Below are 19,935 nucleotides of genomic sequence, written 5' to 3' on the forward strand. Positions count from 1 at the left end.
TCGATCCTGAGTACACGACAACCCTTAAGCGTTAACCCTCTTCCCCCTCATCATCATCCCCACCATCAACCTTCATCCCCAGTTCCTTGATCTTGCGCGTCAGGGTATTGCGCCCCCAACCCAGCAGCACCGCCGCATCACGCCGACGTCCTGCGGTGTGCTTCAAAGCAGTCTCGATCATGATCCGCTCGAACGCCGGCACTGCGCTGTCGAGCAGGCTCGACTGGCCACGGGCCAGGGCCTGATCGGCCCACTGGCGCAGGGCCTGTTCCCAGTTGGTCACTGGCGCCGAATCCTGCGGCAGGTTGAGCAGTTCCGGTGGCAAGTCACTGATGTGCACTTCACGGCCGGAGGCCATGACGGTGATCCAGCGGCAGGTGTTCTCCAGCTGGCGCACGTTGCCCGGCCACGGCAGGTTTTTCAGGTATTCCTCGGTTTCGCTTTTCAGCAGCTTTGGCTCGACCGCCAGTTCCTGCGCGGCGCGGCTGAGGAAGTGCCGGGCCAGGGTCGGGATGTCTTCACGACGATCCGACAGGCGCGGGATGTGGATGCGGATCACGTTGAGGCGGTGGAACAAGTCCTCACGGAATTTGCCGGCGTGAACGAGCGTTTCGAGATTCTGGTGGGTCGCGGCGATGATGCGTACATCGACTTTCACCGGCACATGGCCGCCGACGCGGTAGAACTCGCCATCGGCCAACACGCGCAGCAGGCGAGTCTGGGTGTCCGCCGGCATGTCGCCGATTTCATCGAGAAACAGCGTGCCGCCGTCCGCCTGTTCAAAACGACCGCGACGCAAATTCGCCGCGCCGGTGAACGCGCCTTTCTCGTGGCCGAACAGTTCCGATTCCATCAGATCCTTGGGAATCGCCGCCATGTTCAGGGCAATGAACGGCGAAGCCGCGCGTGGGCTGTGGCGGTGCAGGGCGTGGGCGACCAGTTCTTTACCGGTACCGGATTCGCCGTTGATCAGCACGGTGATGTTGGAGTGGCTCAGGCGCCCGATGGCACGAAACACTTCCTGCATCGCCGGCGCTTCGCCGATGATTTCCGGGGTGCGCGTCAGCGCAGGCACCACTTCCAGGCCTTGCTGTTCCTGCGCATGCTGGTTGGCGCGTTTGACCAGCGATACCGCCTCATCGACGTCGAAAGGCTTGGGCAGGTACTCGAAAGCACCGCCCTGATAGGAGGCGACAGCGCTGTCCAGGTCGGAGTGAGCGGTCATGATGATGACCGGCAGCCGTGGGTGCTGTTCGCGAATCCGCGCCAGCAGATCCAGGCCACTGGCGCCCGGCATGCGGATATCGGAAATGATCACGTCCGGCTGCTGCCGGGCCAGACGACTCATCACGCCATCGGCGCTGTCGAAGCTCTGGGTGGTCATGCCTTCCTGCTGCAAGGCCTTTTCCAAGACCCAACGGATAGAACGGTCGTCATCGACGATCCACACGGTTTCACTACGGCTCATGTCGATGTGGCTCCTTGTTCCAGTGGCAGGAAGATCGAGAAGGTGGTGTGGCCTGGATGGCTCTCACACTCGATCAGACCCTGGTGCTGACTGATGATGTTCTGGGTAATGGCCAGGCCCAGCCCGGTACCGTCCGGGCGGCCGCTGACCATGGGAAAGAAAATGGTTTCCTGCAGTTCCGCAGGGATGCCCGGGCCGTTGTCGATGATCTCGATCTTGGTCACCAGACGATGGCGGATGTGGCCGATGGTGAACTGGCGCATGGCGCGGGTGCGCAGGCTGATGCGGCCCAGACGCAGCTCATTCTGGCTGCTGATGGCCTGCATCGCGTTGCGCACGATGTTCAGCACCGCCTGAATCATTTGCTCGCGGTCGATCAGGACGTCGGGAATGCTCGGGTCGTAATCACGCACCAGGGTGATGCAGCCCTGGCTTTCGGCCTCGACCAGATGGCAGACGCGTTCGAGCACTTCGTGGACGTTGCACATGGCCAGCGACGGCAACTTATTCGAGCCGAGCATGCGATCGACCAGATTGCGCAGGCGGTCGGCCTCTTCGATGATCACATTGGTGTAGTCACGCAGGCTTTCTTCGGGCAATTCGCGAGCGAGCAATTGCGCAGCGCCGCGGATGCCACCGAGGGGATTCTTGATCTCGTGAGCGAGGCCGCGCACCAGCATCTTGCTGGTTTCCTGCTTGGACAACTGGGCCTCTTCCTTGGTGATCCGCAACAGCCGATCACGCGGGTGCACTTCAAGCAAAAGCAAAGTCTCGCCGTTGCTGAGGATTGGCGTGACCGCGTAATCCACGGTCAGCGTCTGGCCGGTGAGGGCGGTGAGCATCGCTTCACGCTTGGTGAACGGGTGCGCCTGCTCGACCGCCTGGCGCAGGGAATTGAGCGCCTCGGGGGATTCGGTGAACAGCTCGCTGATGAACTGGCCGTGACTGCGCTGACCGCTGACCGCCAGCAGCATTTCCGCCGCCGGATTCATGTACTCCAGGCGCAGCTCGGCGTCGAGCAGGATGGTCGCCGTGGTCAGGTTGTCGAGCAGCAAACGGTGAATGGCGTCGCTTATGGTCATCTGGACCCCTTTTGGAGCAAGGCGTGCGCGAGAACAAAGCGCTGATGTCGGGAAAATGCAAAAACCAAACCAAGGCTCCGAAAAGAAGCGTTTATCCCCTGAAACAGGCGTTTGACGCGCGTTTGTATGGCACGAAGCCAGCTCAAACGGGAAGTTTCGAACCAAAATGGGTTGGGTTGTGGGCGAGATGCAGTTTAGTGCACCAATAAGGTGCGTGTGCCCGGCAGGCGTTAAAAGAAGCGCAGGAAGGGATTTTTCGGTTCTTCAGGTTTGTCCTTGAGCGGGCATTCCGGGCGCACGCCGTAATCGTCGGCGACACAGGGTTTGACCTGACGTTTCTGCGCCAGGGAAATGCGCAGCATGTGGAAGGGCTGATTGGCGGTGCGTTCCACGGTACGCCCGGCGGCGTCGAGGATTTCGATCGAAAGGCTGTGGCTGCCGCGATCGATGTTGCTCAGCGCAAACACCGGGCTGACGCCGGGCTCGCCAGTGGCCTTGCCATCCAGCAGCAAGCGATAACGATGGCCGCTTTGCAGGCCGGGCTCGCTGGTGACGCTGACGATCAGCTCGCCGGCGCTGTTGCGCAAAGTAGCATCGGGCTCCGGGATCAGAATGCGCAGCATGTCGTAGTGAAAGGGCGCTGGTTCGGCAGATTTTTTCGCTGTGGTGATCGGCGCTGCGGTGCTGGCAGGGACAGCCATGCGATTGCTTGTCGCGATCGGCACTCGTTTGGCATTGGCGCGTGGCTGGTCGGTGTAGACGCGGTTGCCCTGCGCGTCGAGATAGGTGAAGACCTCCGCCGAGGCGGAGGTCGACATCAGTGCCAGGACGAGTACCAGCCCCGCGCGAATCACGGCGTATGCACCCGTTGCACGGTGAAGACCGCTGGCGGGCTCTGCTGGATGACAGTCTGGCCGTCGATCACTTGCACGGCCAGGCGATGCTCGCCGCGATCAATGTTGATCAATTGCAGGACCGGCACGTTGCTCGGCTGGCCATAGGGCTGGTCGTCGAGTAGCAGCCTTAATTGATGCGGCGGTTGCAGGCGCGGTTTGATCAGGACGTTGACGGTGAAGGTGCCGTTGTTGGCGCGCAGGGCCTCGTCAGTGGGCAGACCGGCGAGTTCGAGGATTTCATAGGCGTTGCGCGCTGGTTGCGGTTGTTCTGCGGTGGGTGCTTGCGGCGCACTCGGTGCTTGCGGCTCGACCCGATTGAGCGGTGGCAGCTCGACCGGTTGCGCCTGCACGCCGTCCGGCGGCTGATTGCTGTACGCCGTGTTGCCGTTGGCGTCGGTGTACTTGTAGATCTGCGCGGCGGCGGGCAGGGCGATCAGCAGCAGAATGTAGAGAAACGTGCGACCCATGAAATCGACCGGGATTGGAAACGATGGGTAGCAGCATAGGACAGGTGGGGCGGTTGGCCAAAACCGTTAATAACTGGAATTGAAAAGACTGGTAGCCAAAACACGGATCGTTCCCACGCGAAGCGTGGGAACGATCAATGACACACCGCTTTCGCGAGCAGGCTCGCTCCCACACTGAAAATGCGCTGCGCCGGGCAATAAAAAAGGCCTCCCGAAGGAGGCCTCTTTTGTCACGCCGCTTTACGCAGCGCTACCGGATCAGCAGCTGTAGTACAGCTCATATTCCAGTGGGTGTACGAAGGTGCGAACCTTGATTTCTTCTTCCGATTTCAGCGCGATGTAAGCGTCGATGAAGTCGTCGGAGAACACGCCGCCCTTGGTCAGGAAGGCGCGGCCCTTGTCCAGCTCTTCCAGGGCTTCTTTCAGGCTGCCGCAAACCTGTGGAATCTCTTTCGCCTCTTCAGGCGGCAGGTCGTACAGGTTTTTGTCGGCAGCATCGCCTGGGTGGATCTTGTTCTGGATACCGTCCAGACCGGCCATCAGCAGTGCTGCGAAGGCCAGGTACGGGTTGGCAGCCGGATCCGGGAAGCGTGCTTCGATACGGCGGGCTTTCGGGCTCGACACGTAAGGAATACGGATCGAAGCGGAACGGTTGCGCGCCGAGTAGGCCAGCATTACTGGCGCTTCGAAGCCTGGCACCAGACGCTTGTAGGAGTTGGTCGCCGGGTTGGTGAAGCCGTTCAGGGCCTTACCGTGCTTGATGATGCCGCCGATGAAGTACAGAGCGGTATCGGACAGGCCGGCATAGCCTTCACCTGCGAAGGTGTTCTTGCCGTCTTTCCAGATCGACATGTGTACGTGCATGCCCGAACCGTTGTCGCCGTACAGTGGCTTCGGCATGAAGGTCGCGGTGCGGCCGTAAGCGTCGGCAACGTTGTGCACAACGTATTTCAGGGTCTGAACTTCGTCAGCTTTCTTCACCAGGGTGTTGAACTTGACGCCGATTTCGTTCTGGCCGGCAGTCGCCACTTCGTGGTGGTGAACTTCAACCGACTGACCCATTTCTTCCAGTGCGTTGCACATGGCGGTACGGATTTCGTGGTCGTGGTCGAACGGTGGAACCGGGAAGTAGCCGCCTTTCACGCCTGGACGGTGACCCTTGTTGCCGCCTTCGATGTCCTGGTCGGACATCCACGAACCTTGCTCGGAGTAGATCTTGAACATCGAGCCGGAGATGTCCGACTTGAATTTCACCGAGTCAAAAATGAAGAACTCAGGCTCCGGACCGGCGAATACGGTGTCACCGATACCGGTGGCTTTCAGGTGCTCTTCGGCGCGCTTGGCGATCGCACGTGGGTCGCGATCGTAGCCCTGCATGCTCGAAGGCTCGATGATGTCGCACACCAGAATCAGGGTTGGGTCTTCGGTGAACGGATCGAGTACGGCAGTTTCGTCGACCGGCATCAGGATCATGTCGGAGGCTTCGATGCCTTTCCAGCCGGAGATGGAGGAACCGTCGAACATCTTGCCGACTTCGAAGAAGTCGTCATCCAGCGCATCGCGAGCCGGCATGGTCACGTGGTGCTGAGTGCCTTTGGTGTCCGTGAAGCGCAGATCAATCCACTTGACGTCATGATCTTTGATGAGTTGAACCGACTTCGACATAGTGTCCTCCGGGTGAATTAGGGCGGGTAGTGGATGCCCTTAATAATGGTGATGCCGGCGCGAATACTCTGCCAAGGCAACCTGCCTCACAAGGGAGCAAATTGCATGCCAGTGCCCCAGCATGGGTTTTTTGCGCCAAATTCACGCTTATTAAGGCGTGCGAGGTACTGAATCGACAAATCCCGCCCCTTAATGTTGCGTTTAAATTCAGAAATGACCTGTTTTGGTGCAAGCAAAACCTTCTGCACATTAACTGGTTAAACCTTGAGCAATTTCCGCTATAATCCGCGCCCCCCTTTTTCGGCTGGCCGTTCGCGCGCTGTTTTCATGAAACTTATCGTAAAAGTCTTCCCCGAGATCACCATCAAAAGCCGACCTGTCCGGACGAAATTCATCCGCCAGTTGGCCAAGAACATCCGCACCGTGCTCCGTGACCTGGACCCGGCCGTGGTGGTGAACGGCGTGTGGGACAATCTCGAGCTGGAAACCCGCGTTACCGACCCCAAAGCCTTGAAGGAGATGGGCGAGCGCCTGACCTGCATGCCGGGTATCGCGCACTTTCTGCAGATCGACGAGTACCCGCTGGGCGACTTCGACGACATCACCGAGAAGTGCAAACAGCACTACGGCGATGCGCTGGCCGGGAAGATTTTCTCGGTACGCTGCAAGCGCGCAGGCAAGCATGCGTTCAGCTCGATGGACGTGGAAAAATACGTCGGCAGCAAGCTGCGTCGCGAGTGCGGTGCGGCCGGAATCGACCTTAAAGCGCCGCAAATCGAAGTCCGTATCGAAGTTCGCGACAAACGGTTGTTCGTGATTCACAGCCAGCACAACGGCATCGGCGGCTATCCGCTCGGCGCGTTGGAGCAGACGCTGGTGTTGATGTCCGGCGGCTTCGATTCGACCGTGGCGGCTTACCAGATAATGCGTCGCGGCCTGATGGCGCACTTCTGCTTCTTCAATCTCGGCGGGCGTGCCCACGAATTGGGCGTGATGGAAGTCGCGCACTTCATCTGGAAGAAGTACGGCAGCTCGCAACGCGTGCTATTTGTCAGTGTGCCGTTCGAGGAAGTGCTGGGCGAAATTCTCGGCAAAGTCGATAACAGTCATATGGGCGTGGTTTTGAAGCGTATGATGTTGCGCGCCTCGGCCGAGATCGCCGAACGCCTGCACATCGATGCACTGGTGACCGGTGAAGCGATCTCCCAGGTGTCGAGCCAGACGCTGCCGAACCTGTCGGTGATCGACTGCGTGACCGACAAGCTGGTGCTGCGGCCGCTGATCGTCGCGCACAAGCAGGACATCATCGACACGGCCAACGAGATCGGCACCGCCGATTTCGCCCGGCACATGCCGGAATATTGCGGCGTGATTTCGGTCAACCCCAAGACTGCCGCCAAGCGGGGCCGGGTTGAGCACGAAGAGAAAGAATTCGACATGGCGGTACTCGAGCGTGCGCTCGCCAACGCCAAACTGGTGCCGATCGATCGGGTAATCGACGAGTTGGGCCAGGATTTGCAAATTGAAGAAGTCAGCGAAGCGCTGGCCGGTCAGATCGTCATCGACATCCGCCACCCGGATGCCGCCGAGGATGACCCGCTGGAGCTCGCCGGCATAGAGGTACAGACGATGCCGTTCTATGCAGTGAACGCACGTTTCAAGGAACTGGACCCTACTCGCCAGTACCTGCTGTATTGCGACAAAGGCGTGATGAGTCGCCTGCATGCCCACCATTTGCTCAGTGAGGGGCATGCCAATGTGCGCGTTTATCGACCGAGCTAAGTGCCCGGGGCTGTTTGCCTGTGGCCTGCGTCACCGGCCCCCCGACACCGCCGTCAAGCTGTAACGGCCATGCCGGACACTACTGCTAATCGCTGCCATGACTTGTCAGCAAACCGAATCCTCTGATCGAGATACACAAGTGATCGAAAATCTACGCAACATCGCCATCATTGCCCACGTTGACCACGGTAAAACCACCCTGGTAGACAAACTCCTGCGTCAATCCGGCACCCTGGAGCGCAACGAGCTCAACGATGAGCGCGTGATGGACTCCAACGACCAGGAAAAAGAGCGCGGTATTACCATTCTGGCGAAGAACACCGCCATCAACTGGAACGGCTACCACATCAACATCGTGGACACCCCGGGCCACGCCGACTTCGGCGGCGAAGTTGAACGCGTAATGTCGATGGTCGACTCCGTTCTGCTGCTGGTTGACGCTCAAGACGGCCCTATGCCGCAAACCCGTTTCGTGACCAAGAAGGCTTTCGAAGCCGGCCTGCGTCCTATCGTGGTGATCAACAAGGTTGACCGTCCAGGCGCGCGTCCGGACTGGGTTCTGGATCAGATCTTCGACCTGTTCGACAACCTCGGTGCTACCGAAGAACAACTGGACTTCCAGGTTGTTTACGCTTCGGCCCTGAACGGTATTGCCGGTCTGGACCACACCGCCATGGCGGAAGACATGACTCCGCTGTACCAGGCGGTAGTCGACCACGTTCCGCCTCCGGCTGTTGACCGTGACGGTCCGTTCCAGATGCAGATCTCCGCTCTGGACTACAACAGCTTCCTGGGTGTTATCGGTGTTGGCCGTATCGCTCGCGGTCGCGTCAAGCCGAACACCCCGGTTGTCGCTATCAGCGCCGACGGCAAGCGCCGCAACGGTCGTATCCTGAAGCTGATGGGTCACCACGGTCTGCACCGCATCGACGTTGACGAAGCAGCAGCCGGCGACATCGTCTGCATCAGCGGCTTCGACGAGCTGTTCATCTCCGACACTCTGTGCGACATCAACACCGTCGAGGCGATGAAGCCGCTGACCGTTGACGAGCCAACCGTTTCCATGACCTTCCAGGTAAACGACTCGCCATTCTGCGGTAAAGAAGGCAAGTTCGTGACCTCCCGTAACATCAAGGATCGTCTGGACAAAGAGCTGCTGTACAACGTTGCACTGCGCGTTGAAGAAGGCGACTCGGCTGACAAGTTCAAGGTTTCCGGCCGTGGTGAGCTGCACCTCTCGGTACTGATCGAAACCATGCGTCGCGAAGGCTTCGAGCTGGCCCTGGGCCGTCCTGAAGTGATCATCCGTGAAGTTGACGGCGTGAAGCAGGAACCGTTCGAAAACGTCACCATCGACATCCCTGAAGAATCCCAGGGCAAGGTCATGGAAGAGATGGGTCTGCGTAAGGGCGACCTGAGCAACATGGTGCCGGATGGCAAGGGCCGTGTTCGTCTGGAATACAACATCCCTGCTCGCGGTCTGATCGGTTTCCGTAACCAGTTCCTGACCCTGACCAACGGTGCTGGCATCCTGACCTCGATCTTCGACCGTTACGCTCCAGTGAAGTCGGGCCACATGTCCGGCCGTCAGAACGGCGTTCTGGTTTCGGTTGAAACCGGCAAGGCTCTGACCTACTCGCTGGAAACCCTGCAGGCTCGTGGCAAGCTGTTCGTAGAACACGGCCAGGAGATCTACAACGGTCAGATCGTTGGTCAGAACAGCCGCGACAACGACCTGGGTGTCAACCCAACCAAAGGCAAGAAGCTCGACAACATGCGTGCTTCGGGTAAAGACGAAACCATCGCTCTGGTCCCACCTGTTCGCTTCACCCTGGAACAGGCTCTGGAATACATCCAGGAAGACGAGCTGTGCGAAGTTACGCCTAAGTCGATCCGTCTTCGCAAGAAGATCCTCGACGAAAGCGAGCGTACCCGCGCTGCGAAGAAAGCCAAGGCGTAATCCAGCCCTGGAATAGAAAACGCCCCCGGTCGCGAGACCGGGGGCGTTTTTGTTTGTCCGGGCTCAAAAGTCCCTCACCCTAGCCCTCTCCCGGAGGGAGAGGGGACTGACCGAGTTGTTCTTTGATTTTGCATCGACCTGAGTAATCGAGTCGAACTCAGGTTTGGAAGCCGACAGAGATCGGCTCCCTCTCCCTCGGGAGAGGGCTGGGGTGAGGGGCTGGGGTTTAACGGCTACCCAAGAGCTCAGCGTCGCTCAGAAGCGCTCAATTGATCGGAAATTCTGCACCCGCTCGACTTCTTTCGGCTTATAAGCGCAATACCCCGGCCGCGGCCCGATCTTGGGGTGGTTGCGGCAGGTGTCCGGGCGCTTGTCATAAATGGTGCACAGGCGGGTTTTACGATCCAGGTAATAGCAGTCGTTGTTGCTCATGCGCTGGAGGGTGAAGATTCCCGACTTCTGATTGAAGCGCTCAACCAGACCTTCCTTTTGCAGACGCTTGGCGATGTTCTTTGGCGGATCGCCCAGTTCGAACTCGTCGACCACACCGATGCGCACCAGATCCTTGATCTTCACTTCGACCGGCAACGTGCAGCAGCTGGACATGCACGAGCCGCACATCGGCGCCGAATATTTGGCCCACGTATCGAGACGATCAATCTCGGCGGCGGCGATCAGGTTGGGCTTCATCATCGGGAGTTACCAGGCGTGTATGCATCAGGGCGCGCGATCATACCGGGAGCGGTGGAATTTTGAACAACCTTTCGCCGGATATTTTCACAGCGGCCGCATTTTGCCCGACAGGACGGCACGGCCCCTGCATTCATTGGCTCATCCGCCAGGGTTATGTCGCACTGGCGCACAGTCCGCGCAAATACTGCCGAACCAGAGCCGTTACCGCCGGTCAGACCGTCTAGGCTCAGAAAATTCCCGCTCGCTCGAGGTCCTGTTGATGACTCAAGAACCACTAGTTCGCGAAGCAGAGGTGGCCGCATTCCGCGACGCCGTCCTGACCAAACTCACCTACGCCGTGGGCAAAGACCCCGATCACGCCTTCGACCATGACTGGTTCGAAGCCATCGCCCTGGCTGCGCGTGATCACATGGTCGAACACTGGATGGACCACACCCGACAGATCTATCGCAAAGGCCAGAAGCGGGTTTATTACCTCTCGCTGGAATTTCTCATCGGCCGTTTGCTCTACGACAGCCTGAGCAACCTCGGCCTGCTCGACGTCGCCCGTGAAGCGCTGACCGAACTGGGCGTCGATCTGGAGCGCATCCGCCTGCTGGAGCCCGATGCAGCGCTGGGCAATGGCGGCCTCGGTCGTCTCGCGGCGTGCTTCATGGAAAGCATGTCGACCCTTGGCATCGCCGGCCATGGCTATGGCATTCGTTATGAGCATGGCTTGTTCCGTCAGGCGATTGTCGATGGCTGGCAACAGGAGCAGACCGAACACTGGCTGGATTTCGGCAACCCTTGGGAATTCGAACGGCCGGAAGTGGCGTACCCGATCGGCTTCGGCGGCAGCGTCGAAACCGTCACCGATGCCTCCGGCAAGACTCGTCAGGTCTGGTCGCCGGCGGAAACCGTGCGCGCCATTGCTTATGACACGCCGGTGGTCGGCTGGCGCGGAGCGAGCGTCAACACCCTGCGCCTGTGGCGTGCCCGCGCCATGGAAGACCTGCACCTGGAGCGCTTCAACGCCGGTGACCACCTGGGCGCCGTGGCGGAAGTGGCCCGCGCCGAAAGTATCTCCCGCGTCCTTTATCCGGCCGACAGCACCGAAGCCGGGCAAGAACTGCGCCTGCGTCAGGAATACTTCTTCGTCGCCGCTTCGCTGCAGGATCTGCTGCGCCGTCACCGCAACATGCACACCTCGGTTCTGACCCTCGGTGACCACGCGGCGATCCAGCTCAACGACACTCACCCCTCGATTGCAGTGGCCGAGCTGATGCGCCAACTGGTCGACGTCTACGACGTCGCGTGGGACGCAGCATGGCAAGTCACCGTCGACACGCTGTCGTACACCAATCACACGCTGCTGCCGGAAGCGCTGGAAACCTGGCCGGTCGGGCTGATGGAACGCATGCTGCCACGGCACATGCAGATCATTTACCTGATCAACGCACAGCACATCGATTCGTTGCGGGCCAAGGGCATTCATGACTTCGACGTGTTGCGCGCGGTGTCGCTGATCGAAGAAGACAACGGCCGCCGGGTGCGCATGGGCAACCTCGCGTTCCTCGGTTCGCACAGCGTCAACGGCGTGTCCGGTCTGCATACGCAGCTGATGCGCAAAACCGTATTCGCCGAACTGCACAAGCTCTATCCGGAGCGGATCAACAACAAAACCAACGGCATCACCTTCCGCCGCTGGTTGTATCAGGCCAACCCGGAACTGACCTCAATGCTGACCGACGCTCTCGGCCCGGACGTGCTTGATCATCCCGAAGAGCGCCTGCTCGAACTCGAACCGTTCGCCGAGAAAACCGCGTTCCGCAAAGCCTTCGCCGAGCAGCGTTTGCACAGCAAGAAGGCGCTGGCCTATCTGATTCACGAGCGCCTCGGGATCGCGGTCAACCCGGCGGCGATGTTCGACGTGCAGGTCAAACGTATTCACGAATACAAGCGTCAGTTGCTCAACCTGATGCACACCGTAGCGTTGTACCAGGCGATTCGTGCCGAACCGGAAGTCGACTGGGTGCCACGGGTGAAGATCTTCGCCGGTAAAGCGGCGGCGAGTTATCACCAGGCCAAGCTGATCATCAAGCTGACCAATGACATCGCACGCGTAGTGAACAACGACCCGACCGTGCGTGGCCTGCTGAAAGTGGTGTTCCTGCCCAACTACAACGTCAGCCTGGCCGAGAGCATCATCCCGGCGGCGGACTTGTCCGAGCAGATTTCCACCGCCGGTTTCGAGGCGTCGGGCACCAGTAACATGAAGTTCGGCCTCAACGGCGCGTTGACCATCGGCACCCTCGACGGTGCCAACGTGGAAATGTGCGAGCGCATCGGTGCCGAGCACATGTTCATCTTCGGTCTCAGTGCGCAACAGGTTGAAGCGCGCAAGCAGAACCACGAGTTCAGCGCCGTACCCGACATCGCCGCCTCCCATCGTTTGAACGATGTGCTGCAAGCGATTCGCAGCGGTGTGTTCTCGCCGGACGATACCTCGCGTTACACCGGCCTGATCGACTCGTTGATCGACTATGACCGCTTCCTGGTCTGCGCCGACTTCGACTCCTACTGGGAGGCGCAGAAGCGCGTCGATGCGCACTGGCATGACTCGCAGAACTGGTGGCGTTCGGCGGTGCTCAACACCTCGCGGATGGGCTGGTTCTCTTCCGACCGGACGATTCGCGAGTACGCCACGGATATCTGGAAAGCGTTGGAGTAACTTTCCCCGACAAATCTGCGCAAGGCCCAACGTTTGTTGGGCCGGATCGATATACTGAGCGCCGGTTAAAAGGCATCAATCACCGCCGTACCCTGTGGGGGCGAGCCTGCTCGCGAAGCGATCGTCGACTTAAACAGAAATGTTGGCTGACAATCCGGCTTCGCGAGCAGGCTCGCTCCCACACGGTTTGTGCCTAGACTGAAGCCATCGCCGGACTCGCCCCGCCCCGGGGCTGCTTAGGGATATCGACCATGCAATGGATGTTCATGTTGATCGGGCTGGTGCTCGGTGGACTGCTCGATGAGTCGTTCAGTGGCGCGCTGCTGGGTGCGCTGCTGGGGCTGGTCATTGGCCAGGCGCTGCGCATTGCGCGTCTTGGCTCGCAGGCGGCGGAGCAACAGCGTCAACTCGAGCAAGTGCGCGAAGCATTGCAAGGCGTGGCTCAGCGGCTGTTTGTGCTGGAGGGTTCGCCCTCGCATGCGCCCGTGCCGCCACCTGAAGCCGAGCCAGTCGCCGCACCCGTCGACGTGGCTGAGCAGGCTGCCCCGACCCCTGAACTGATCTGGGAACTGCCCCCCGAAGTCGAACCGATCTCCACCGTCGCCCGCGAACCCAGCCAGCCGCTGCCGGCCGATGTCTGGCGCGCCGAACCGGCTCCCGTTGCACCACCGCAAAAACCCGCCGAACCCCGTGGCCCGAACCTGATCGAACGCGGCATCAGCGCTGCGCGCAATTGGCTGTTCGGCGGCAACACGGTGCTGCGCGTCGGTGTGGTGCTGCTGTTTTTCGGTCTGGCATTTTTACTGCGTTACGCCACCGAAGGCATGGTGGTGCCGATCGAGTTGCGGTACGCCGGCGTCGCGGCAGCGGCGTTGGCTCTGCTTGCGCTGGGCTGGTGGTTGCGCCGACGCAACAGCAACTATGCATTGATGCTGCAAGGCACCGGGATCGCGGTGTTGTACCTGACGGTGTTTGCGGCGATGCGTTTGCATCCGTTGCTTGATCCGTCCGCTGCACTCGGTTTGCTGGTCGCGGTGACGGTGTTCTCGGCCATTCTGGCGATTACCCAGGACGCGCTGGGGTTGGCCGCAGCGGCAGCGTTGGGCGGTTTCGCCGCGCCGATTCTCACCTCTACAGGCGAAGGCAATCACGTCGCTCTGTTCAGTTATTTCGCCTTGCTCAACGCAGGCATTCTCGCCATCGCCTGGTTCAAGGCCTGGCGCCTGCTCAACCTGATCGGTTTTGTCGGCACCTTCGGTATCGGATTCGCCTGGGGCCTGCGCTCCTACACACCGGAATTGCTGTGGAGCACCGAGCCGTTCCTGATTGTGTTTTTCCTCATGTACCTCGCCATCGGCCTGCTGTTCGCCCGGCGCAAATTGCGCGACCTGCAGGATGCTCCGGCGGAGGCTGATCGCGAGGCGCTGCTGCAATGGTCGGCACGCAAGGGTGATTATGTCGACGGCACCATGCTGTTCGGCCCGCCGATCATTGGCTTCGGTTTGCAGTTTGCGTTGGTCCAGCACCTCGAATTCGCGGCGGCGTTCAGTGCGTTGGCGCTGGGCATGATCTATATGGCGCTGGCCAAAGTTTTGATGGGCGGGCGCGCGATGCTCCTGGGCGAAACCTGCCTGGCGCTGGGAGTGATTTTCACCAGCCTGGCGATTCCGCTGGGGCTCGATGCGCGCTGGACTTCTGCGGCGTGGGCCGTGGAAGGCGCGGGAATTTTCTGGCTCGGGTTGCGTCAGCATCGACCGTTTGCCCGGGCCTTTGCCTTACTGCTGCAACTGGGTTCGGCACTGGCGTTTCTCAGCCAGTTGCAGCCCGGCGAGAGCAGCCTGCTCGACGGCGCACCGCTGGGCGCGCTGATGCTTGGCGCCGCGCTGCTGTTCAGTTTCTTCCAACTGCGCAAGGCTACGCCCGAGCAAACATTGCCGTGGGAAAGGCAAGGAATGCCGCTGCTGGCGTGTCTGGGCCTGACGTTCCTGTATCTGCTGGCGCCGTTGTTCCTGTTCATCCAGGGCACGGCGATCAGTTGGGCCTTGGCGGGTTTGGCAACGTTGTTTGTCGGCTTGCGGATTCAATCACGCACATTCCTGTTCACCGCGTTCGCCGTGCAGTTGCTGGGCGGCGCGTTGTTCCTGTTGCGCCTGCAAACGGCCGGTGAAGATTCGGCGGCGGTGTTCAGCGCTGGCTGGAGCGGCTTGCTCAGTGCGTCCTTGATCGGTCTGGCCTTGATTGGCGGCATGCTGCTGGCGGCGCGGGCCGAGATGGTGCGCGGCGATGTGCGCCTGCTGCGCGGCTTGTCGGTGGTGCTGCTGGCCGGCTTGGTGCTGATCAATCTGGCGGTGCTGTTCGTGCTGCCGTGGCAAACCGCGAGTGCAGTGTGGGCGGCCAGCGGTTTGCTGATCATCTGGCTGAGCCTGTATCTGCAACAGCGTCTGAGTTTCGTTTTCGGGCTGCTGTTGCAGGTGGTCGGCGGCGCGGCGTTTCTGCTCGCCGGGCCTGAATGGCTCGGGCCATTGTCTAGCGAAGGATTGAAACCATTGGCCCATGGCGGCTTCTGGACACCGCTGGTGCTGGGGCTGGCCGCGCTGATCGGAGCGTGGCGCTTGCAATTGGGCAACCATGCCACGGCTTTTGATGCGTTGAGTTTGCAGCGCTTGTCGCAAGTGCTGCTGGTCTGGGGCGCCGGTTGGTGGACGCTGGCGTGGGTCAGCGAAATCCTGCGTTTCGCCTCGCCGAACCTGCAAGGCACATTGTTGCTGCTGGTCGCTGCGATCAGTGTGGCGCTGTGGACGCTGTTGTCACTGCGCTTGAAATGGCCGGCGCTGGGGTTGCTCTGCACCTTACTGATTCCTGCGGCGGCGCTGGTTTTGCTCGGCGCTTGGCATTCGCGCTACCACCCGGCCGCCGACTTCGGCTGGCTGGCGTGGCCGGCGCTGTTCGTGGTGCACTTCTTCAGCCTGCGCCGCTTGGCGTCGATGTTGCCGGCGCGCGCATTGAGCGTGGCCCATGTGCTCGGTTGCTGGCTGCTGATTGGCGTGCTGGCGCTGGAGTTGCGTTACGGCCTGCTGTTGTTGTCCGAGCAGTACAACGCGTGGCGCTGGCTGGGCTGGGCGATTCTGCCGAGCCTCTATCTGTTGCTGATGGCTGTACCCCGAACGTGGCCGTGGCCGGTGGCCGCATTTGCTCGTGAGTACCGCTTGTATGCGGCGGCACCGCTGGCGGTGCTGATGCTGGCGTGGTTCTGGCTGGCCAATGGCGTCAGCGATGGCAATGCCGAACCATTGCCTTACGTGCCGCTGCTTAATCCGTTGGAGTTGGGGCTGCTGTTTGCGCTGTTCGGCGTATACGTCTGGTCGCGCAGCGCGGTTGCGCAGTTGTCGATCCGCCAGGACTACGCCGACCACGCCACGCAACTGATCGCCGGCGTTTCGCTGTTCGCCTTCTGTACTGCACTGGTCACCCGCGCGGCGCATCACTGGGCCGGCATTCCGTTCGAGCTCGATCAACTGCTCGCGTCGATGCTGGTGCAGGCCGGCCTGTCGATCGTCTGGACGTTGATGGCGCTGGGACTGATGATCGGCGGCCATCTGCGCCATCGCCGCGAAGTGTGGCTGATCGGCGCGGCGCTGATTGCGCTGGTGGTGGCCAAGCTGATTTTTGTCGAACTGAGCAACCGTGGCGGTCTCGCCCGGATCGTCTCGTTTATCGGTGTCGGCGTATTGCTGCTGGTGGTTGGCTACTTCGCGCCGCTGCCACCCAAACGCGTCGAGGCTGAACCGGTGGCGGACAAATCCGCGCCGGATACCGAAGGAGTTGCATCTTGAGTCGCATGCTGAATCTGGGGTGGTTGGCGCTGGGCGTGGTGTTGGTCGCTGGTGCTCAGGAAAAACCGGCGGACTTCGCCACGCAAGTGCCGTTGACGGTGAGCGGCAATGGCCCGTGGTATCGCCTCGACTTGCCGCTGAGCGCGCAATTGCAGGCGCGCCAGACCGATCTCAGCGACCTGCGTGTGTTCAACGCCGCCGGCGAAGCGCAGGCCTATGCCTTGGCTCGCGAATCGGCGCAGACCCGCGACGACGGCAAGCTGCACGAGGTCAAATGGTTCCCGCTGTACAACGCCGCCGACGCCAGCGAGCGCGCGCCGAATGTGCGCGTGCAGTCGACCACCAACGGCACTCTGGTCGAAGTGCAACCATCCTCGCAACTGGAGGCGGGCGAAGAAGTGCTGCGCGGCTGGCTGCTCGATGCCAGCGCGATCAAGGCGCCGCTGCAGCAGTTGATCCTCGACTGGACCAGCGAGCGCGACGGTTTCCAGCGTTTCAGTATCGAGGCCAGCGACGATCTGCAGCACTGGCAATCCTGGGGCGAGGGCCAAGTGGCACGGCTGACCTTTTCCGATGAGCGCATCGAACAGCATGAAGTGACCCTGCCGGGGCAGACCGCGCGCTATGTGCGCCTGCTGTGGGAGTCGCCGGGTTCGGCGCCCGTCCTGACGTCGGCACAATTGAAAAGCAGCGACCCGCGCAACCTGCCGCTGCCCTTGGTCTGGTCGCCCAGGGTGGCCGGCAGCAGCACCAAGTCCGGGGAATACATCTGGCAGCTGCCGATGGGGCTGAATGTCGAGCGGGTGCAGATCGAGCTGAAACAGCCGAACAGTCTGGCGCCGGTGACGTTGGCCGGCCGACGTGAAAGCAACTTGCCGTGGCAGACGCTGAGCAGCGGTTTGCTGTATCGCCTGAGCCAGAACAATCAGGACGTGGTGCAGAACGAAATCCCGCTGTCCGGGCAGACCGTGCAGCAACTCAAGCTGACCGTGGATGAGCGCGGCGGCGGTCTGGGTGAGCAGGCGCCGGACCTGAAATATGCGGTGCGCGCCACGCAGGTGATTTTCCTCGCCCGGGGCGAAGGGCCTTACAGCCTGGCCTTGGGCAATGCCACGGTGAAAACCGCGAACCTGCCGCTGGCAACGTTGATTCCGGATTTCAAGCCAGAGAAGCTGGCGAGCCTGGGCAAGGCGACGGTGCAGGACGAAGCAGTGGCCACGCAAACCTCAACGGCGACGACGGCTGCGGTGGCCGGGACCAATTGGAAGAAGTTCGGCTTGTGGGCGGTGTTGCTGCTCAGTGTGGTGTTTCTCGGGGCGATGGCGTTCAGCCTGTTGCGCAAACCGCCAGCCAATACCTAAGCATGGCGGCGCTTTGCGCCATTCGCGAGCGGGCTCGCTCCCACAATGGAATGCATTGCCCTGTGGGAGCGAGCCTGCTCGCGAAAGCGCCCGGGCAGACACTGAAAATCTTCAATCGCTCATGCCGAACCGAACTACGCTCAATCCGACACCTGAACTCTCCACCAACAATCACGTCTCATACAGGCAAATACACCCAGGCGCACGTTAGCCGGCGTCTTCGCTCGCTAGGTTTTCAGACTCCCTGTAAACTGCGCGGGTTTTCCGCCCCCCATTCCACCGGAGCCGTCCATGTCCCGCGTTACCTTGAGTCGCTATTTGATTGAGCAGACCCGCAGCAACAACACTCCTGCCGATCTGCGCTTTTTGATCGAAGTGGTAGCGCGTGCCTGCAAGGAGATCAGCCACGCCGTGTCCAAAGGCGCCCTGGGTGGTGTTCTGGGCAGCATGGGCACCGAGAACGTGCAAGGCGAAGTGCAGAAGAAGCTCGACGTGATCTCTAACGAGATCCTGCTCGAAGCCAACGAATGGGGCGGGCACCTGGCCGGCATGGCGTCCGAAGAAATGGACAACGCCTACCAGATCCCGGGCAAATACCCGAAAGGCGCATACCTGCTGGTCTTCGACCCACTGGACGGCTCGTCGAACATCGACATCAACGCCCCGGTCGGCACGATCTTCTCGGTACTGCGTTGCCCGAACGAATACCTGAGCCAGAACGAGCCGCTGAACGAAAAAGCTTTCCTGCAGCCAGGCACCCAGCAAGTGGCCGCCGGTTACGCCATCTACGGCCCGCAGACCATGCTGGTGCTGACCTTGGGCGACGGCGTCAAAGGCTTCACCCTGGACCGCGAAATGGGCAGCTTCGTCCTGACTCACGAAGACATCACCATCCCGGAAACCACCCAGGAATTCGCCATCAACATGTCCAACCAGCGTCACTGGGAAGCCCCGGTGCAGCGCTATGTCGGCGAGCTGCTGGCTGGTGAAGAAGGCCCGTTGAAGAAGAACTACAACATGCGTTGGGTCGCGGCGATGGTTGCCGACGTCCACCGCATCCTGACCCGTGGCGGTCTGTTCATGTACCCGCGCGACAGCCGCGAGCCGTCGAAACCGGGCAAGCTGCGCCTGATGTATGAAGCCAACCCGATGTCGTTCCTCGTCGAACAAGCCGGCGGCGCGTCCACTGACGGTCACCAGCGTATTCTCGACATCCAGCCGGAAGGCCTGCACCAGCGCGTTGCAGTGTTCCTCGGTTCGAAAGAAGAAGTCGCCCGCGCCACGGCCTACCACAAGGAATAAACCATGCACGCGCCCTGGCAGCCGTTGCTCGACTGGTGGTTCGGACACGCCGAATCAGCCAGCGAAGTAGCGGCCGAAAAGGGCAAGTTGTGGTTCGGCAAGCGAAACAGCCAAGACCTCGAAGCGCAGACGCGTTTCGGGGTCTTTGTCGATCAGGCCCTGGCCGGCGAATTGACCGAGTGGACGCAATGTCCCGAAGGCTGGCTGGCGGTGGTGCTGTTGCTCGATCAACTGCCACGCATGATCTATCGCGACACCCCCAAAGCGTTTTCCGGTGATCTGCGCGCACAGAAGCTCGTCGCCCAAGGCATTGCAGCGGATTTCGATCGGCAGTTGAAACCGATTCAGCGTGTGTTCATTTATCTGGTGTTCGAACACTGCGAAAATCTCGCAGTGCAGAACGAAGCCGTTTCCAGATTTATTGAATTGGTGGCTGAACAGCCAGAGTCGGAGCGGGCCGTGTTTGCCGATAACCTGGACTATGCCGAGCGGCATCAGAAAGTGATTGCGCGGTTTGGCCGGTTTCCGCATCGCAATGCGGTGTTGGGGCGGGAGTCTACGGCTGAAGAGTTGGTATTTCTTTCCAAACCTGGATCACGGTTCTAGTTTGCTGGGCTGGATCCAGTTCATCTAGCTCAAGAAATACGTCTTCAGCGTTTGTATAGTTTCCTCGATCGATTTCCTCGCTACCCAGCGCAAGGATTGCCAATAATGTG

At 60.6% G+C, this 19,935-nt stretch carries 13 protein-coding genes; 7 read left to right on the forward strand and 6 right to left on the reverse strand.

Going from position 1 to position 19,935, the window contains the following annotated elements; genetic code table 11:
* Positions 1 to 31: 31 nt before the first annotated feature.
* The 5 genes from ntrC to glnA form a co-directional block, all read right to left on the reverse strand.
* Positions 32 to 1,468 (reverse strand): nitrogen regulation protein NR(I), encoded by a 1,437-nt coding sequence (gene ntrC / locus V8J63_RS23015; RefSeq protein WP_016772108.1) that lies wholly within the window; start codon positions 1,466 to 1,468, stop codon positions 32 to 34.
* Entirely contained in the window at positions 1,465 to 2,550 is a 1,086-nt protein-coding gene (gene glnL / locus V8J63_RS23020; protein ID WP_024011230.1) for a nitrogen regulation protein NR(II), read from the reverse strand. The genes ntrC and glnL overlap by 4 nt, the downstream gene beginning before the upstream one ends.
* A gap of 230 nt (positions 2,551 to 2,780) precedes the next feature.
* Complete coding sequence (locus V8J63_RS23025) at positions 2,781 to 3,368, reverse strand: DUF4124 domain-containing protein (protein ID WP_434093593.1); 588 nt, start codon at positions 3,366 to 3,368, stop codon at positions 2,781 to 2,783.
* A 32-nt stretch (positions 3,369 to 3,400) separates the two neighbouring features.
* Positions 3,401 to 3,913, reverse strand: coding sequence for a DUF4124 domain-containing protein (locus tag V8J63_RS23030; protein WP_110602139.1), 513 nt, complete (start codon positions 3,911 to 3,913; stop codon positions 3,401 to 3,403).
* A 258-nt stretch (positions 3,914 to 4,171) separates the two neighbouring features.
* Positions 4,172 to 5,578, reverse strand: a complete 1,407-nt coding sequence (gene glnA, locus V8J63_RS23035; RefSeq protein ID WP_016772104.1) for a type I glutamate--ammonia ligase — start codon at positions 5,576 to 5,578, stop codon at positions 4,172 to 4,174.
* Positions 5,579 to 5,905: 327 nt separating this feature from the next.
* Here glnA and thiI point away from each other — a divergent pair, with 327 nt between their 5' ends.
* On the forward strand, positions 5,906 to 7,360 hold the full coding sequence (gene thiI, locus V8J63_RS23040) for a tRNA uracil 4-sulfurtransferase ThiI (RefSeq protein ID WP_125925784.1): 1,455 nt from the start codon (positions 5,906 to 5,908) through the stop codon (positions 7,358 to 7,360).
* A gap of 139 nt (positions 7,361 to 7,499) precedes the next feature.
* Positions 7,500 to 9,320 carry a translational GTPase TypA gene (gene typA, locus V8J63_RS23045; protein WP_016772102.1) on the forward strand — a complete coding sequence of 607 codons (1,821 nt, stop codon included), beginning with the start codon at positions 7,500 to 7,502 and terminating at the stop codon, positions 9,318 to 9,320.
* 255 nt (positions 9,321 to 9,575) lie between these two features.
* On the opposite strand, the gene V8J63_RS23050 is transcribed toward typA, so the two are convergent.
* The gene (locus V8J63_RS23050; protein WP_130887632.1) at positions 9,576 to 10,013 is read right to left on the reverse strand and encodes a YkgJ family cysteine cluster protein; all 438 of its coding nucleotides are present in this window, start codon (positions 10,011 to 10,013) and stop codon (positions 9,576 to 9,578) included.
* Between the two features lie 259 nt (positions 10,014 to 10,272).
* Here V8J63_RS23050 and V8J63_RS23055 point away from each other — a divergent pair, with 259 nt between their 5' ends.
* From V8J63_RS23055 to V8J63_RS23075, 5 genes are all read left to right on the forward strand, one after another.
* Positions 10,273 to 12,723, forward strand: a complete 2,451-nt coding sequence (locus V8J63_RS23055) for a glycogen/starch/alpha-glucan phosphorylase (protein ID WP_130902931.1) — start codon at positions 10,273 to 10,275, stop codon at positions 12,721 to 12,723.
* A 251-nt stretch (positions 12,724 to 12,974) separates the two neighbouring features.
* On the forward strand, positions 12,975 to 16,556 hold the full coding sequence (locus V8J63_RS23060; RefSeq protein ID WP_336464669.1) for a DUF2339 domain-containing protein: 3,582 nt from the start codon (positions 12,975 to 12,977) through the stop codon (positions 16,554 to 16,556).
* Positions 16,553 to 17,917 (forward strand): DUF3999 domain-containing protein, encoded by a 1,365-nt coding sequence (locus tag V8J63_RS23065; RefSeq protein WP_336464670.1) that lies wholly within the window; start codon positions 16,553 to 16,555, stop codon positions 17,915 to 17,917. Before V8J63_RS23060 ends, V8J63_RS23065 begins: the two co-directional genes overlap by 4 nt.
* Positions 17,918 to 18,208: 291 nt before the next feature.
* Positions 18,209 to 19,219: a class 1 fructose-bisphosphatase gene (locus tag V8J63_RS23070; protein ID WP_016772098.1), complete on the forward strand. Its 1,011-nt coding sequence runs from the start codon at positions 18,209 to 18,211 to the stop codon at positions 19,217 to 19,219.
* Positions 19,220 to 19,222: 3 nt separating this feature from the next.
* The gene (locus V8J63_RS23075) at positions 19,223 to 19,825 is read left to right on the forward strand and encodes a DUF924 family protein (RefSeq protein ID WP_130887636.1); all 603 of its coding nucleotides are present in this window, start codon (positions 19,223 to 19,225) and stop codon (positions 19,823 to 19,825) included.
* Positions 19,826 to 19,935 lie beyond the last annotated feature (110 nt).

Source organism: Pseudomonas sp. CCNWLW23 (assembly GCF_037095675.1).
GTDB classification, from domain to species: Bacteria; Pseudomonadota; Gammaproteobacteria; order Pseudomonadales; family Pseudomonadaceae; genus Aquipseudomonas; species Aquipseudomonas atacamensis.